The organism is Thiorhodococcus mannitoliphagus (genome assembly GCF_010915725.1).
Lineage (GTDB): Bacteria > Pseudomonadota > Gammaproteobacteria > Chromatiales > Chromatiaceae > Thiorhodococcus > Thiorhodococcus mannitoliphagus.
Window position 1 is genome coordinate 13,079 of sequence record NZ_JAAIJR010000073.1, and the last position, 16,259, is coordinate 29,337.

At 63.5% G+C, this 16,259-nt stretch carries 8 protein-coding genes; 7 read left to right on the top strand and 1 reads right to left on the bottom strand.

What is annotated here, in order from left to right:
- Positions 1-441 precede the first annotated feature (441 nt).
- Both G3480_RS16535 and G3480_RS16540 read left to right on the top strand, forming a co-directional pair.
- Complete coding sequence (locus G3480_RS16535; protein WP_164654998.1) at positions 442-1,323, top strand: PAS domain-containing protein; 882 nt, start codon at positions 442-444, stop codon at positions 1,321-1,323.
- 354 nt (positions 1,324-1,677) lie between these two features.
- The gene (locus tag G3480_RS16540; RefSeq protein ID WP_164654999.1) at positions 1,678-3,018 is read left to right on the top strand and encodes an MFS transporter; all 1,341 of its coding nucleotides are present in this window, start codon (positions 1,678-1,680) and stop codon (positions 3,016-3,018) included.
- A 173-nt stretch (positions 3,019-3,191) separates the two neighbouring features.
- On the opposite strand, the gene G3480_RS16545 is transcribed toward G3480_RS16540, so the two are convergent.
- Positions 3,192-5,039, bottom strand: a complete 1,848-nt coding sequence (locus tag G3480_RS16545) for a PAS domain-containing sensor histidine kinase (protein WP_164655000.1) — start codon at positions 5,037-5,039, stop codon at positions 3,192-3,194.
- 350 nt (positions 5,040-5,389) lie between these two features.
- Between G3480_RS16545 and G3480_RS16550 the strand changes: the two genes are divergently transcribed.
- The 5 genes from G3480_RS16550 (at position 5,390) to G3480_RS16570 (ending at position 16,079) form a co-directional block, all read left to right on the top strand.
- Positions 5,390-5,926, top strand: coding sequence for a V4R domain-containing protein (locus G3480_RS16550; protein ID WP_164655001.1), 537 nt, complete (start codon positions 5,390-5,392; stop codon positions 5,924-5,926).
- Positions 5,923-6,813 (top strand): GGDEF domain-containing protein, encoded by an 891-nt coding sequence (locus tag G3480_RS16555; RefSeq protein WP_164655002.1) that lies wholly within the window; start codon positions 5,923-5,925, stop codon positions 6,811-6,813. Before G3480_RS16550 ends, G3480_RS16555 begins: the two co-directional genes overlap by 4 nt.
- A gap of 917 nt (positions 6,814-7,730) precedes the next feature.
- On the top strand, positions 7,731-8,342 hold the full coding sequence (locus G3480_RS16560) for a response regulator (RefSeq protein ID WP_164655003.1): 612 nt from the start codon (positions 7,731-7,733) through the stop codon (positions 8,340-8,342).
- 129 nt (positions 8,343-8,471) lie between these two features.
- A complete protein-coding gene (locus G3480_RS16565; RefSeq protein WP_164655004.1) occupies positions 8,472-11,963 on the top strand; it encodes an EAL domain-containing protein in 3,492 nt (1,163 codons plus the stop codon).
- 366 nt (positions 11,964-12,329) lie between these two features.
- The gene (locus G3480_RS16570) at positions 12,330-16,079 is read left to right on the top strand and encodes an EAL domain-containing protein (RefSeq protein ID WP_164655005.1); all 3,750 of its coding nucleotides are present in this window, start codon (positions 12,330-12,332) and stop codon (positions 16,077-16,079) included.
- Positions 16,080-16,259 lie beyond the last annotated feature (180 nt).

Sequence of the window (16,259 nt, forward strand, 5' to 3'; positions counted from 1 at the left end):
GCCCGCAAAGCTTTCTTCCAAGGTGACCATGAAACCGCAAACTTTGTTTGCACATGATTCATCGGAGGTCATGCACAGCGGGCAACCACGAAGTTCCCATGACAGCGCAGGGGTTACGTAATCTTACGGATAGCCCTACTGCCAGGCGTCCACTAGCTTCTTGCCGTGGTCCTTATCCCCATCATGAGGGGAGAAATCAGCGCTTCGACCGCAACTTCCGGCCCTCTCACTGCAAGGTAGGTGTCTCGGGCTGGACTCGGAGGCTGAGCCGAGGACAAGGACCACGCAGCCAGGGCGCAAGCGAGCGCTCGGTCGGTCGGAATTCGCCGCGAGGCGAGGCACGCAGCCTGTGACCTCGCCGATCGCCTGTTGCAGCAATCCCTGTCCACCGCGCGATGCATCGCCCCCGGAGCGAAGGCATCCACGGTCGGGAGCATCTAGATGACGGAAGATCTTGGCGGGAGCGCGCTCGAGGACTTGAGGGCCGAGTGCGAGACCCTCAGACACCAGCTCCTCGAAGCTCATCGCGCCCTAGCGTCAGCCTCTGGGCGCAGCGACGTGGTGCTGGGAGGTGTGCCAGAAAATGTCTGCGTGCATCCGCCGCCGAGCACCGAAGGCAGCACCCATCGGCGCCTGGCCGAGGATATCCTCCAAGGTGTCGCCCTACTCTCGTCGTCCGGAGAGGTTCTGCACGCCAATCAGCGTCTCGCGCAGCTCATGGGCATCGCGCCGGAGCAGCTATGCGGCAGCAGCCTGACAGACCATTTCCCCAACCAGCTCGCTGCGGAGATACCCACCTGGCTCGACGCGGCCGCCGCCCAGCCCGTTCGCACCAGCCACCGCATCCCCACGCGCGATGGACAGGTCAAGCACCTGCACTTCAGCATCAACAAAATGCCGCCCGACGCGAATGCCTCACGCTCCTTGGTGGTCACGGACTTGGACCAACTGTTCGATCCCCAGGCTGAGCGGACCAAGGGTCAAGCAAGCACCGCGACCGATGAGTCGATCGAGCACGTCCGCGCCCACGCCCTCACCCTGCTGCGGAGTGCGCTGGATGCGCATGCCCGTGCCGAGGCGATCCATGACGAGCTGCAGCGCGAGATCAGCGAACGCAAGCGCGCCCAGGTCGCCTTGGCAGAAGCGCAACGCCGCCATGAACTCTTGATGGAGACGATCGGCAGCACCCATTGGCTGTCCACCGCCGACTGGCAGACGCTGCTCTTCTTGGAGAAAAACCAGCCGACAAGCCGCAGAATCGAGCGTCCGGCGGCGAGCTTCGACTTCACCCTCTTCGGACTCGCGCCCGAACCCAGCACCTGAGGCAGCTGCCGGGGATACGGCCAAAGGCCACGCCACGGCCTCCCAGATTGCGATACCATGCCGGACATCCCTAGCGAGGCTTCGCCTCAGACCGAGGAGTCATGCCATCGGGATCGGACTCGGGATCGCTATCGTTGGTTCGAACCCAAATACCGATACCGATACCGATACCGACGGCCTTGGATGGTCGGACGCTTCATCGAAATTTGACTCACCTGCAAGCATTTTGCGCCCTCTAAGGATTCCAGTCGTCCGCATGTCCGCGACCGAGAGCCGCGGCTACCCCCTGACCCTCGCGGCTCAAGGCATCTCTTGGCCTACCAGACTCCAGGCCCACAACCGCGGTCCAGCATCATGACGCAACGCACACGCGCCCCAAGACGCGAGATCCTGGGCTGGGCGATGTTCGATTTCGCCAACTCCGCCTACACCACACTCATCATTACCGTGGTGTTCGGCGACCTCTTCACCCGCGTCATCGTCGGCGACGCGCCCGATTACAGGCTGGGCAACCTGCTTTGGAGCCTCGCCCTGGCGGTGAGCTATTTGCTGGTCGTCGTCTGCTCGCCCATCGTCGGCGCCGTCATCGACTACACCGCGACCAAGAAAGGCTTCCTGTTCGCGAGCTACCTGCTGACGGTCGTCACCACCGCCATGCTCTACTGGGCCGCGCCCGGCTATGTCTGGCTCGGTGTGATCTTGATCATCCTCTCGAATTTCGCCTTCTCGATCGGCGAGTCCTTCATCGCCAGCTTCCTGCCGAGCCTCGGACCACCCGAGGACCTGGGCAAGATCTCGGGCTTCGGCTGGGCGCTGGGCTACATCGGGGGACTGGCGTCGACCCTCTTCGTCGTCCTGCTGCTGGGCGAGGTGAGTGCCGAGAACTTCGAGCGCATCCGCTGGGTCGGTCCCTGGACAGCCTTCTTCTTCCTGGCCGCCGCCATCCCGACCTTTGTGTGGCTGCGCGAGCCTGGACTGGCGCGCGCGCTGCCCCCAGCCACGAGCTACATCCAACTCGGTATCAGCCGCGTCAGCCAGACCCTCACTCACCTCAAAGCGCATCGTGATCTGGCCGTGCTGCTGGTCGCCGTCTTCTTCTCCATGAGCGGCATCAGCATCATCATCACCTATGCATTCATCTACGGGGCACAAGTCATCCGTTGGGACGAATCCGTGCGCACCCTCATGTTCGTCCTGGTGCAGATCACGGCCGCGGCGGGCGCCTTCGGCTTCGGCTTCATCCAAGACCGCATCGGCGCACTGCGCACCTATCTCCTGACCCTCATCCTCTGGATCTTGGCCATCCTGCTGATCTACCTGACGCCGGCCATCGCTCAGATCGCGCAGGCACAGCTCGGACTCGACTGGCAGGCGCAGTACATCTTCCTCTTCGTGGGCTGCGTCGCCGGCATGAGCCTGGGAGCCTGCCAGTCGACCACGCGCACCCTCGTCGGACTCTTCTCACCGCTGACTCGCAGCGCCGAGATGTTCGGTTTCTGGGGGCTCTCCATGAAGCTCGCCGGCGTCTTCGGCCTGCTCGCGATCGGCCTGCTGCAAGCCCTCTTCGGTCTGCACAAGGCCGTACTCTTCTGCATCCTGCTCTTCGTGGTTGCCTTCATCGTCGCGCGCGCCGTCGACGAGACGCGCGGGCGCAGGATCGCTGCGGAGCACGACGCGGGAGTGAGGGGCTGGTAGCCGGAGAGAAGGCGGTCAGCCTCTCGCCGCAACTCGTCGGCGGCTTGCGCGCGATTGCCGAACTCACAGGCATTGCAAATCGGTAGACTGCGCTCTCGCCTGTCCGCCAGATTCAGGTGCCTCCCGTCCTTTTCGCTGTTGCGTTCAAAAACCTCGAATCCAGGCTTGCAGCCTCAAGGCTCGACACTCGGCTGCGCCGGCCGCAGCAGCAAGCGAAAGCTGCTGCCCGCGCCTAGCCGTGAACTCACGAGGACATGCCCCTGGTAGCTGCGCATCAGGCCGGCGATCACCGCAAGCCCCATGCCCGAGCCCTCCCCGAACCGCTTGGTCGTGAAAAAGGGCTGAAACAGCTGCTCGAAATTGTCGTCTGGGATGCCGCAGCCCCTGTCGCTCACGCTCAGTTCGATCCACTTGCCACTGAGCCAGGCGCGGCAGATTGCACAGGCCTCCTCGACCACCGTCTCGCCCAAGACCACGCGGATCTCGCCGCCCTCAGGCATGGCGTCGCGCGCGTTCAGCATCAGATTCAAGAGCATCTGCTGCACATGCAGAGGATCGATCTCGACGACCAGAGGCCCAGCAGCGTCCTCGAAGCGAACGCTGAGATTGGAAGGCAAGGTCGGACGCAGCATCTTCAGGACCTCCTTGACCATGGGCGCCAAGGGGCAAGGCTGCGCCCCGAGGGTGCTGTCTCCGCGACTGAACACCAGGAGCTGGCGCACCAGGTCGCGCGCCCGCCCGCCGGCGATATCGATCTGCTCCAGATAGCCTTCCAGCTTGGCGTCAGCCCCGGCGTTACGCAGCCGGGCAAGCTCGGCGAATCCCAAGACGCTACCCAGGATATTGTTGAAATCGTGGGCGATCCCCCCGGTGAGCCGTCCGAGGGCCTCCATCTTCTGGCTCTGCACCATGGCCTGGCGCAGCTGGTGCGCCTCAGTGACATCCCGAGACTGGGCAATGATCACATAGCCCTGCGCTTCCTCTGGATCCTCGACCTGATGGCTGTTGGTCTCGAGCCAAACCCAAGCGCCGTCCTTGCGTCGCATGCGGTATCGCACCCGATAGACCGACTTGGTGTTTAGGATGGTCTCGTGGGAAGCGCGAATCGCGTCCAGGTCCTCTTCATGGAAGAAGTCGTAGGGCGAGCGCCCCAGGATCTCCTCGGGCGCGTAGCCGAGCAAGACGCGGCAGGACGAGGAGACATAGAGAAAGGTCCCATCCAGCCTGTGCTTGGAGATGAGGTCCGAGGAATGCTCGGTCAGCAGTCGATAGCGGGTCTCGCTCGCCGAAAGCTCCTGCTGCGCGCGAACCTGCACCGAGACATCCCGCTGCGAGCCCAGGTAGCCCACGACCTCGCCCTGGTCATCATGCAGTGGCGAAACCCAGTAGCGACAGTGGAACAGAGAGCCGTCCTTGCGTCGATTGAGCGCCTCCGCGAAGACTTGTGCGCCCGAGGCCAATTTCGAATACATGCCTTGCTGGTATGCCTCCGCGTCTGGCTCGGCATTGAGGATATCGGGCATGCGCCCGCGCAGTTCCTCGAGCGTCCAGCCAAACAGCGTCTCGAAAGCGGGATTGACATAGCTGATGCGGAAATGGACATCGGTCAGCAAGACCGCGTCTGCAGACTGTTCGACCACCCGCGACAGCATGTGCAGACGTGCCGCGGCGACCTTTTGCTCGGTGACGTCTTGTGCCAAGAGCACGCTGAGACACCTGGGCGCGGAAAGTCTGCGCAGCCTCAATCGCACCAGCCGTGACCCCGAGGTCTCACCAGCGCCAAGTGCTACCTCGCGTGAGCCTCCACCAGCAAAGGCCGACGCCAAGTCGCCGGGATCGCGTTCGCAGCGCTCCCGCACCCTTGCCCAGATGGCGTCGACGTGCGCGGCAGCGCAGTCGGCCAAGCCGAATAGCTGCTGAAAGGCCTGGGTCGATCCAATCAAGCTCCCGCCCGCATCCCAGCACAGCAGAGCTCCTGGCCCAAATTCAGCCAGAACCAGTTCCAGCAAGGCGTCTGTCATCGCATTCGTCATCATCTGTCCCGCGAACAGGCACTGCCGATTGATCACCTGGAGGGGTCTCGGGCATCTCCCAGACCGCTCGAGGGCGCCTTCGTGTCGCCCCTTCGCGCGCGTGGGAGCCTCCTGTGTGACCCATATCAAGACCGAGACCATCCTGGCCGCACCGATTCTAGCGAGAATCGATAAAAACGATAGAATTCACTGAGGGGAGACTGGATCGCCGTTGTCGGTCGGACAGGGGAAGACGGGGCGCTCGGCAGAGACCGGGCGCGGGCGGCGACCACTCAAGCGCAAGTCATATCCAACCTAGTCATATCCAACCTCCCAAGACGTAGAGAGCGAGGCCTATCATGATCCCTGCCTTCGGAACGCAATACGACTTCCAGTGGACGGACCTCGGAGACATCGAGCTCGGACGCCCCAACCTCGGCCAGCAGATGCCCGTCGTCGTCTATCGGCTGGCGCAGTACACCATGCGCGAAGCCCTGAGCAAGCGCTATGGCGACGAGGTGGCTGGCGACATCCTCCGCGAGTCCGGCTGGATCGCCGGCCGCGAGCTGTGCATCAACACCCTCGACACCAGCAAGCCCCTCACTGCCTTCTTGGCCGACCTGCAGTCCAAGCTCAAGGAACTCGGCGTTGGCGTCATGCGCATTGAGCAGGCAGACCTGGAACGTCTCACCCTGACCATCACCGTCTCGGAAGACCTGGACTGCTCCGGGCTGCCGGTCTCCGGAACCACCGTCTGCGACTATGACGAGGGCTTCATCGCCGGCGTTCTGCACGCCTACAGCGGTCAGACTTTCGCGGTGAAGGAGATCGACTGCTGGGCGACTGGTGATCGCACCTGCCGCTTCGCCATCACACCGGACAACGCAGCGGCATGAATGAAGCGGACCGCCGCTACCTGGCGGCTGCGACCCAGCAGATCGAGGCGCTGCTCGCGGCCAGAGCTGCCAAGCCGCTGCAGCCGACGGGCCTGTCGGAAGGGCTGCAGCCTTTTGCCGAGCGGCTCGACGCCTTGCTCGAATCCCTCGCCGCCTTACGGCGGCTCTCCATCGCACTCGCCAATGGCGACCTCGCCCACGAGACACCCTCAGGCTCTCACCTGCTCGGTCCACTCAAACAGCTCCAGTCCAGCCTCCGCCACCTGACCTGGCAGACCCAGCAGGTGGCGCAAGGCGATCTCGAGCAGCACGTCGACTTTCTCGGCGACTTCTCCGACGCCTTCAACCAGATGATCCAGGCGCTCCGTGAAAAGCGCCTCGCCGAGGAGAAGATCCGCTACCTCAGCGAACACGACAGTCTGACCGGCCTGCACAATCGCGCCTTCTTCGATACGGAACTCGCGCGGTTGCGCGCAAAGGGAACCTACCCGGTCAGCCTCATCATTGCCGATCTCGACGGCCTCAAGCGCGTCAATGATGAGCTGGGCCATCATGTCGGCGACTTGCTCATCCAGAAGGCCGCGCAAGTCCTGCAAACCAGCCTGGGCCCGGATGATGTGCTGGCCCGCCTAGGCGGCGATGAATTCGCCATCATCCTGCCAGGAGCGGGCGCATCGCAGGCAGATACCGTCCTCGCACGCCTCCGCACTGCGGAAGCCAACGCCAACCGCAAGGAGGCGGTCTTCCCCATCCATATCTCGCTAGGCGCAGGCGTGGCTTCGGACCCAACTGACCTGCGGGAAGCGCTCCGCCGGGCAGACGAAGCCATGTATGCGGACAAGGCGGAGCGCAAGGCGGCCAGCGGAGATCGGTCGCAGCGGCGCTGAACAGGGAGCGAGTCTCGCGACACCAATCCACACAGCGAATCTAGGCAACTCCCCGCAAATAACCGGTCAATGCCTTCCGAGTTTGGAACCGGGCATCCGCGAGATCATCGTTGTCGTTGTCGTTGTCGTTGTCGTTGTCGAGCTGACTCGCCGTTGGTCGCATCGAACGATTACGACAACGACAACGGTCCATCCGACAGGGAAACGCGTTTCTGGAAATCGCTGGTAGGTTATTTCCCAGGGGTTGCCCTAGGAAAGTGCCCATCAATTGTTTCCCGATGCGAGCGATGCCGCCCGAAATCCCCCCGAGCCCCCCTTTGCGAAAGGGGGGAAGTTGTTGATGGACACTTTCTAGGGTAATGGGCCGACGTTAGGAGGCCGGCGTCGATCATCGTTTCGACCAGTCGTCTTCTGTAGGGTGGACAAGCGCAGCGCAGTCCACCAACGCCGACGCGGGATTCGGTGGACTTCGCTCTCGCTCGTCCACCCTACCGCCCCAACTGATGACCAAGGCCAGGAGGCCCAAGATGCGCCCTTGCGCCGGGCCTCGGACCAACCGACGTCAGGCATCAGTTGTGGTCACAGCCGCGGCAAGCTGGCCATGCTGACAGAATCGATAAAAACGATATACTTAGGCGAACAAGGGCTTTAGGTGGACTCCGGAAATGACCTTACCCAAAAGGCGCGGATCGGCAGGATGGGCAAAGTCCGCACGCGGGGCTTGAGCGTCACCTCGGCGCTGGACGGACATGCCCATCCTGCAGAGCGCTGAGCTGGGATGATGGGCACGCCCCTCGACCCTCGGCACTCCGAAAGAAGCCCATCGCCAGGGCTTTGCCCATCCTCGGGATCGGAACCGCGGGTCTGTTGTTTCCCGGAAAGCACCTGAGTGCGTGCAACCTGTGAGAGGACTCGACATGGTCAAGCAAGACCTTTTAACGCCCAGCCAGGTCGCGCAGTTCTTGGGCGTCTCACCCGTGACGGTCCGCATTTGGGCACGCCAGGGCAAGCTGCCGGCGCAGACCACGCCCGGCGGCCACCGTCGGTTCGACGCCCGCGAGATCAGGGACTTTGCCAGACGCCATGGCATGAGACTCGCGTCCGAATCGCGAGCGCTGATGCGCATCCTGATCGTAGAGGACGACTTGCAATTCGCAGCCTTCGTCAATGAGACCCTGAAAACGCTTGAGCCAGCGCCCGAGATCGAGACGGCCTACGAAGGCTTCGAGGCGGGGCGGCGGCTGCAGCGCTTTCAGCCAGACCTTGTCTTGTTGGACCTCATGCTGCCGGGTGTCGACGGCTTCGCGATCTGCCAACACCTGCGCAATGACCCCGAAACAGCGCACATCCGCGTCATCGCGATGACCGGTTACGACAGCCCCGAGAATCGCGCCCGCATCCTGGATGCCGGGGCGGAGATCTGCCTCTCCAAGCCTTTCCGCGCCGTGGAGTTGCTCGCGGCCGTGAAGACCGCGATACCAGCGGGTAAAACCGCAGCTCAGCCTGCAATCGCAGCCGGCCGAGCCTAATGACAGATCGGGCTCCCGCCGACGCATTGCGGGAGCCCAGCCGGCGAGCCCTCGGATAGGCGCCCGCCTTGCCGTATTCTTGCATGGAGCGGCCAGATCACCACATGAGAAGAAATCCGCACGAGCCCCATGAGCGAGCCACGCCAACACAAAAAGCCGCGAGACGCCATCCTCGAGGCGCTCGATGCTTCGACAGAAAACGTCAAGGCCCGCGCCCTGAAGGCATTGCGCGAGAAGCGCTTCGACCTCGCCGAGCAGATGCTGCATGCGGACGACATGAGCACCCACACCCTGGTCGAGAACCTGCGCGTCTACCAAGCGGAACTCGAGATCCAGAACGAGGAGCTGATGCTCAGTCACACCGAGGTGCAGGAGGCCTTGATGCGCTTCAGCGCGCTCTTTCAGGGCCTGCCCGTCGCCGGACTGGTGATCGACCGCCAAGGCTTGGTCAAGGAGAGCAACAGCGCCGCTCAGAGGCTCTTCAATCTGGGCGCGTCGCATTTCCGCCAGCACTTCTTTGCACGCATGATCGGCACCGCCGACCGAGACAATGTCATCAGCGCCTGGTCGGAACTGGCTGACGGCCGCAGTGCCTGGTCCAGGCTGGGGGACGACCGGAGCGCCACGCTCGAGGGAATTCACTTCAACAACGGCACGGACGCGGGCTTCCTCGGGGACCTGCACATTGCGCCCCTGCCCGGCGCGCGCGATGGTCTACCGCAATTCGTCTGCGCCGTGATCGACCGCAGCGAGACGATTCGACAACACCATGAGCTGATCGAGACCAGCGCACGGCTGCGCCATAGCGAGGCAACCCTCAAGGAGCGGCTAGAAGAACTCTCCGCGCTCCACGATGTCTTGATCGAGACCAGCCAAGCTGACCAGCCGATCGAGACTGTCCTGCAGCGTGTCGTGGAACGGCTTCCAACCGCTTGGCAGTTTCCCGAGCTGGCGGAGGCCGTCATCCGGCTGCCGGATGCGAGCTTTCAGACCCAGGGCTTCCAGACGACCCCCTGGTCGCAGTCCACCCGCTTCCCGCTCGATGCCGGTCACGAGGGCGAGATCCGCGTGGCCTACCGCAACCCGCCATTCGACGCCGAAATGCCCTGCTTTCTCGATGAGGAGCAGGCCCTGCTCGACACCGTCGGGCGTCACGTCGCCGTCTTCATCACGCGCCACCAGGACGAAGTCAAGCTGCGCGAGAGCATCGAGAACTACCGGGTGCTCGCCGAGCACAACCCCGAGTGGGAGTTCTGGCTCGACCCTAAGGGTCACCACCGCTATGTCTCACCGGCCTGCAGCCTGGTCAGTGGACACGACGCCGAGGACTTTCTCTCCGACCCAAGCCTAATCCGCCAGCTCATGCACCCCGACGACCTCGCGGCATGGGACCAACATGTCGCGGACTGCAAAACGCAGAAAGCAGCGCCGCATGAGACAAGCCCGATGCAACTTCGCATCCTAAAGGACACTGGAGAGGTGCGCTGGATCGAGCACATCTGTAAGGCGGTGACCACCGAGGACGGGCGCTACCTCGGGCAGCGCGGGGTCAATCGCGACATCACAGAGCGCAAGACCTTCCAAGACGCCCTGGAGCGCAGCCAAGAACTCTTGAGCGCGACCGGCCGTCTCGCCAAGGTCGGCGGCTGGGAGTTCTACCCCAGCAGCAGGCGCCTGAACCTGACCGAGGTCGCGCGCGAGATCTTCGGAATCGAGTCCGCGCGAATCGCCGCCCTGGCGGATCTCCTGCCACATTTCGATGAAAGAGACCAGCCGAAGCTGCGGTCCGCAACCCGGCATGCCCTCACCCAGGCTCGGCCCTACAACCTGGAAGTGCGTCTCGCACAAAGCGGCAACGGCCAAAGCTGGATCCAGCTGACCTGCCAGCCGGTGGTCTGCGACGGCCGCTTGGACAGACTGGTCGGCGCGGTGCAAGACATCACCACCCGGGTCGAGGCCGAGAAGTCGCTGCGCCAGGCGGCGCGCGTCTTCGAGAGTACCGCCGAGGGCGTCGTCATCACGGACCCGGACGAGCGCATCCTGGCCGTCAACAAGGCCTTCACAGAGATCACCGGCTACAGCGAGGAAGAGGTCCTGGGCGAGACGCCCCGCCTCCTCAAGTCAGGCCGACATCCGGCGCCCTTCTATGAAGCCATGTGGAAAGAGATCAAGGAGACCGGATCTTGGCGTGGCGAGATCTGGAACACCCACAAGAATGGCGAAGTCTACCCAGAACTCATGACCATCAGCGCCGTGCTCGACGGCGCCGACGAGACCACCCAATACGTCGGCGTCTTTCGCGACATCACCCACATCAAACGCTCGGAAGAGCAACTCGCCTTCCTGGCGCACCATGACCCGCTGACCGGCTTGCCGAATCGCAGTCTCTTCCAGCTGCGCTTGGAGCACTGCGTTCAACGCGCCAGCCGCTACCAGCGCAAGGCCGCACTCCTTTTCATCGACCTCGACCGCTTCAAGATCGTCAACGACACCCTGGGACACCTCTTCGGTGATGCCTTGCTCAAGCGCACGGCAGAATCACTCGCCATCGAGGTCAGGGCCGAGGACACCATCGCGCGCCTGGGCGGCGATGAGTTCGTGATCCTCTTGGAGGAGGTCGGGAGCGCGGATGACGCCGCCGTCTTCGCCGAGCGCGTCCTACACATCTTCACACAGCCCTTCCGCGTCCACGACCGCGACCTCTTCGTCACCGCGAGCATCGGTGTCAGCATCTATCCGAAGGATGGAGAGGACATCGAGACCCTGCTGCGCCACGCGGATATCGCGATGTATCGCGCCAAAGCGATGGGGCGCAACGCCTTCGCCCTGTTCGAGCCGAGCATGGCCGAAGGGGCCGAGGACAGGTTGCGGCTGGAGACTGACCTGCGCGGGGCCATCGAGCGTGCGGAACTGGCGGTGCACTATCAGCCTCAGATCGCGCTCGCGAATGGGCGCCTCATCGGTGTCGAGGCACTTTGCCGGTGGCGGCATCCGCAGCTGGGGTCGATTCCGCCGTCGCGCTTCATCCCCCTCGCGGAGGAAATCGGCGTGATCGACCAGCTCGGCACCTGGGTGCTGGAGGAGAGCTGCCGGCAGCTGGCAGCTTGGGATTGGCAAGGCTTCAGGATCCCCAGGCTTGCGGTCAATCTATCCGTTCACCAACTCGAAGGCACGCGCCTGGTCGACCGCGTCCGCGCCGTTCTCGACGCCACCGGCGTTACCCCCGAGCGCCTGGAACTGGAGGTGACCGAATCCACCATCATGCGTCACCCGGAGCGCGCAGTGGACGCCCTACAAGCGCTGAGGGCGCTCGGCATCACCCTGGCGGTCGACGACTTCGGCACCGGCTATTCGTCCCTGGCCTATCTGAAACGGCTGCCGCTGAATCGGCTCAAGATCAACCGTTCATTCGTGGAGCATCTCACGCAGGACGGCAATGACGACGCCATCGTGCGCGCCATCATCGCGCTCAGCGATAGCTTGGAACTCGCGACCATCGCGGAAGGGGTCGAGACCACAGACCAGGCCGACTTCTTGCGGCGAGCAGGGTGCTTGGAGGTGCAGGGCTTCCTCTTCGGCCGCCCGCTAGCCTCCGAGGAACTCGCGGCCGCATGGGCATGAGCAGGCTCGACCGATCGCCCCGGGTCAGCAGCGAGCACAGCCGGACGACACGCGGCGGTTGCGCGCACCCTGCTCGACCGCTTCAGCCGTGCAACAGGCACGACGTCGATCGCTTAACGCTGGATCTGCAGCGCGAAAATCACTACTTTAGTATGAATGCAGCCTCAGGCAGCCTCGTCTTGCAGAACCACCTAATTCCCGCTTACGTCACGACCGGAGCGCCAGCACCCCTGACGACGCTTGAGTACCCGTATTTCTCGGCAGTATGGATAGGCGGCCAGTCGGCGGGCAGTCGCGACGCGCCCCTTCGGCGGGTCCAGTCAGAACACCGGCACAGACGTCCCGCACGGATAGCAGCCGGCTGAAATGCATCAGCGCCTGCGGATGTCCCGCCTTCAGCTCAAGATCTGGCTCGGCACCGCGATCGCGGTGCTGATCGGCTTCATCGCCGTCCAGATCGATCACTACCGCGCCTCCCGAGAAGGCATCATCCAGACCGCCTTAATCGAGGCGAGAACCCTCCACGCCGTGCTCACGGCAACCAGGAAGGTTTATAGCCAGCTGTTTCTGGACAGCAAGCTGCCCCTCACGGAGCAGACCATCGACCTGCTGCCGGTGCATGCCCTAGCGCACATCGCCGCAGAGATGCGCGCGCAAGAACCCAGTCAGCTGACGATCAAGATCGCCAGTCTCGAGAGCCGCAATCCGGACAACCACCCGGATGCTGTCGAGTCAGCGGACATCGCCTATTTCGCGGAGCATCCGGATGCGACGGAGCGACTGACCCCCTTCACCGCGCCGGATGGCGCGCGCTTCTACTACTACAGCCTGCCGATCCGCACGGAGTCCTACTGCCTCGAGTGCCATGGCGACCCGAAGGATGTCCCCGACGCCGTCCGCGGCCCGCTGCAGCCGGCATCCGGCTATGTCGAGGGTAGCATCCGAGGGGTCAGCAGTATCAGGCTGCCAATGGACGACATCGAGGCGCACGCCAATGCCTATTTCCTGAAGAGCCTGCGCGACCATGTGCTGGTCTTCCTCACCCTGTTCGTGGTCGGCGGCGCCTTGCTCCAGCACTTCGTGATCGGCAAGGTCAGGCGTATCCAAGCGGGTGCGACCGCCTTGGAGCAAGGTCACTATGACGCACGCCTCCCGGTGCAGGGTGATGACGAGCTGGCCGATCTGGCCAAGGCCTTCAACCGCATGGCGGACAGCATCGCGCTGCGTGATAAGCGATTGAGAGACGCGCAGGCAAGCGCCCACCTGGGGTTCTGGACGCTCGACGCGCAGAGTGCGAAGGGCGAATGGTCCGAGGAGGCGTATCGGATCCTCGATCTGGATCCAAGCACCCCAGCTGGCCCGGAAACGCTGAAGCAGTGTCTCAACCCGAAGGATGCGCAGATGGTCCTGGACTCCTTGCAGGACAGCATGGAGCACGGACATCCGCACGACATCGACTATCGCATCCTACGTCCAAGCGGTGAGGAGCGCTGGGTCCACTGCCGTGCGCGCCCCATCAAGGACCGCAACGGACAGGTCAGACACCTCGAGGGCTATGTTCAGGACATCACCGCGCGCAAGACCGTCGAGCGGCGCCTCGCCGAGAGCGAAGAGCAGCTGCGCGTCGCACTCGAGAGCATCCGCGACGCCTTCATCATTACGGATGCCGCATCCGACCGGATTATGGCGTGGAATCCAGCCGCCGAGCGCATCTTCGGCTACAGCGCGAAGGAGGCCATCGGGCGTAGCGTGCATCCACTGCTCGCACCCGCGCACTACCACACATCGGCCAGGCGACAACTCGAGCACTTCGCCCGCACAGGCCAGGGTCCCGTCGTCGGCGAAACCCTGGAGCTGGAGGGCTTGCGCAAGGATGGGAGCACGGTGCCGGTGGAACTCTCGCTGTCTGCCATGCAGCTGGGCGAGCGCTGGCTCGCCATCGGACTCGCGCGCGACATCAGCGAGCGCAAGCGCGCCGAGCAGGCGCTGAGTGAGCGCGAGCAGAGGCTGAGCAGCATCTTCCGCGCCGCCCCCATCGGCATCGGCCTGCTGCAAGCGCGGATTTTCAAGGAGGTCAACGCGACCTTCTGCGCCATGGTGGGCTTCACGCGCGAAGAGCTCCTCGAGCAGAGCGCGCGGATCGTCTACCCAAGCGACCTGGAGTTCGCGCGCGTCGGCAGAGAAAAATACGAGCAAGTGAAGCGGACGGGCACGGGAAACGTCGAGACCCGACTGCGACGCAAGAACGGTGAGATCATCCACGTCCTGTTGAGTTCCACGCTCATCGACAAGGAGAACCCGGCCGAGGGAACGACCTTCACCGTCATGGACATCACCAAGCAAAGACTCGCCAACCAAGCACTCGAAGGCGAGCGCGCCTTCCTGCAGCACGTCATCGACGGCATCGACGACCCCATCCTGGTCATCGCGAGCGACTACCGTGTTCTGCGCATGAACCGCGTCGCGCGCCAATCGATCATCGACGCCGAGTTCGATGCCAGCTGCCTCAAGTGCCATCGCATCTCGCACCATAGCGAGCAGCCTTGCTCTGGCGATGACCACCCCTGTCCGCTGCGAGAGGTCCTCGACACGGGCAACCCCTGCAAGCTCATCCACAATCACCGCGGGCGAAACGGCGAACCCAGGACCTTCGAGATCGCAGCCAGCCCGCTGCGCGGCGAGCACAATGAGATCATCGGCATCATCGAGTCCTCGCGCGACATTACCGATCAGCTCGCGCTCATGGAGCAACTGCGGGAAAAGGATCTGAGCTACGCGCACCTCGTCCAGCACGACCCCCTCACAGGACTGCCGAATCGCCTGTTGTTCGCCGACCGGCTGAGCCAAGGGATCCGTCGCGCGCACAGACGCGACAACAAGCTCGCCGTGCTCTTCATCGACCTCGACCGCTTCAAGCACATCAACGACAGCTTCGATCACAACTACGGAGATGAAGTCCTGCGCGCGGTCTCGACGCGCCTCAAGACCATCTTCCGGGAGGACGACACCGTCGCCCGCATGGGCGGCGACGAGTTCGCCGTCATCCTCACTGAGATCAAGGATGACTCCGACGCCGCCCTGGTCGCCCGCAAGGTGCTCAACCTCTTCGGCGATCATTTCGAGATCCAGGACCACAGCATCTTTCTCGGCGCCAGTATCGGCTTGAGCATCTACCCCGAGCACGGCACCAACGTCGATGAGCTGGTGCGCAACGCCGATGCCGCCATGCACCGCGCCAAGGAAGAAGGCCGCAACACCTATCAGTATTACGCCCAGGAGTTGACCTCCAAGGCCTTCGAGCGGGTGCGGCTCGAGGCCAGCCTGCACCAGGCCATCCTCCGCGAGGAGCTGATCCTGCACTATCAGCCGCAGCTCGATCTGAAGACCGGAAGCCTGTGTGGGGTCGAGGCATTGGTGCGCTGGCAGCACCCGGAGATGGGGCTGGTGTCGCCCGCGCGCTTCATCCCGCTCGCCGAAGAGTCGGGGCTGATCCTGGAGATTGGCGAATGGGTGCTGCGCGAGGCGACCCGGCAGATGAAAGCTTGGCAAGACACAGGTGTCATGGCCAAGGGCGCGCTCATGAGCGTCAATCTATCGGTCAAGCAATTCGATCAAGAGGATATGATCGAGCAGATCCATGCGGCGCTCGAGGACAGTGGGCTGGACTCCGCCTGCTTGGAACTCGAGATCACCGAATCCATCATGCTGCAGGCACCCGAGCTTGCCGCAAAGCGGCTTTCCCGACTGCGCGATCTGGGCATCAGAATCGCGGTCGACGACTTCGGCACCGGCTACTCGTCGCTGGGCTATCTGAGATCCCTGCCCCTGACCAAGCTCAAGATCGACCAATCCTTCGTCGCCGATCTCCCGAGCGACCCGAACGACGTCGCCATCGCCAAGGCCGTCATCGGCCTGGCCCGCAGTCTTTCGCTCGAGGTCCTGGCCGAGGGTATCGAAACCCAAGCGCAGCTCGACTTCCTCGTCCGCGAGGGTTGCCAATCCGGCCAGGGCTACCTCTTCTCGAGACCATTGGACGCCGCCGCCATCGAGCACTACCTGCGGCAATACAAAGCGAGCGATTGGGCGCCCCGCACAGACGAGACCTTGCGCGCCTAGCCGCACAGCCTCGGACAAAGGTAGGCCGCCCCAACAGACGGGCGCTTCGCTTTGAAAGCGATCTCAGAGGCTGTCTGAATATTGCAATCGCCCTCCCGCCAGCGCCAAGGGCCACTAGAATCCTTGAGGGCGCAAAATGCTTGCAGGTGAGTCAAATTTCGATGAAGCGTCCGACCATCC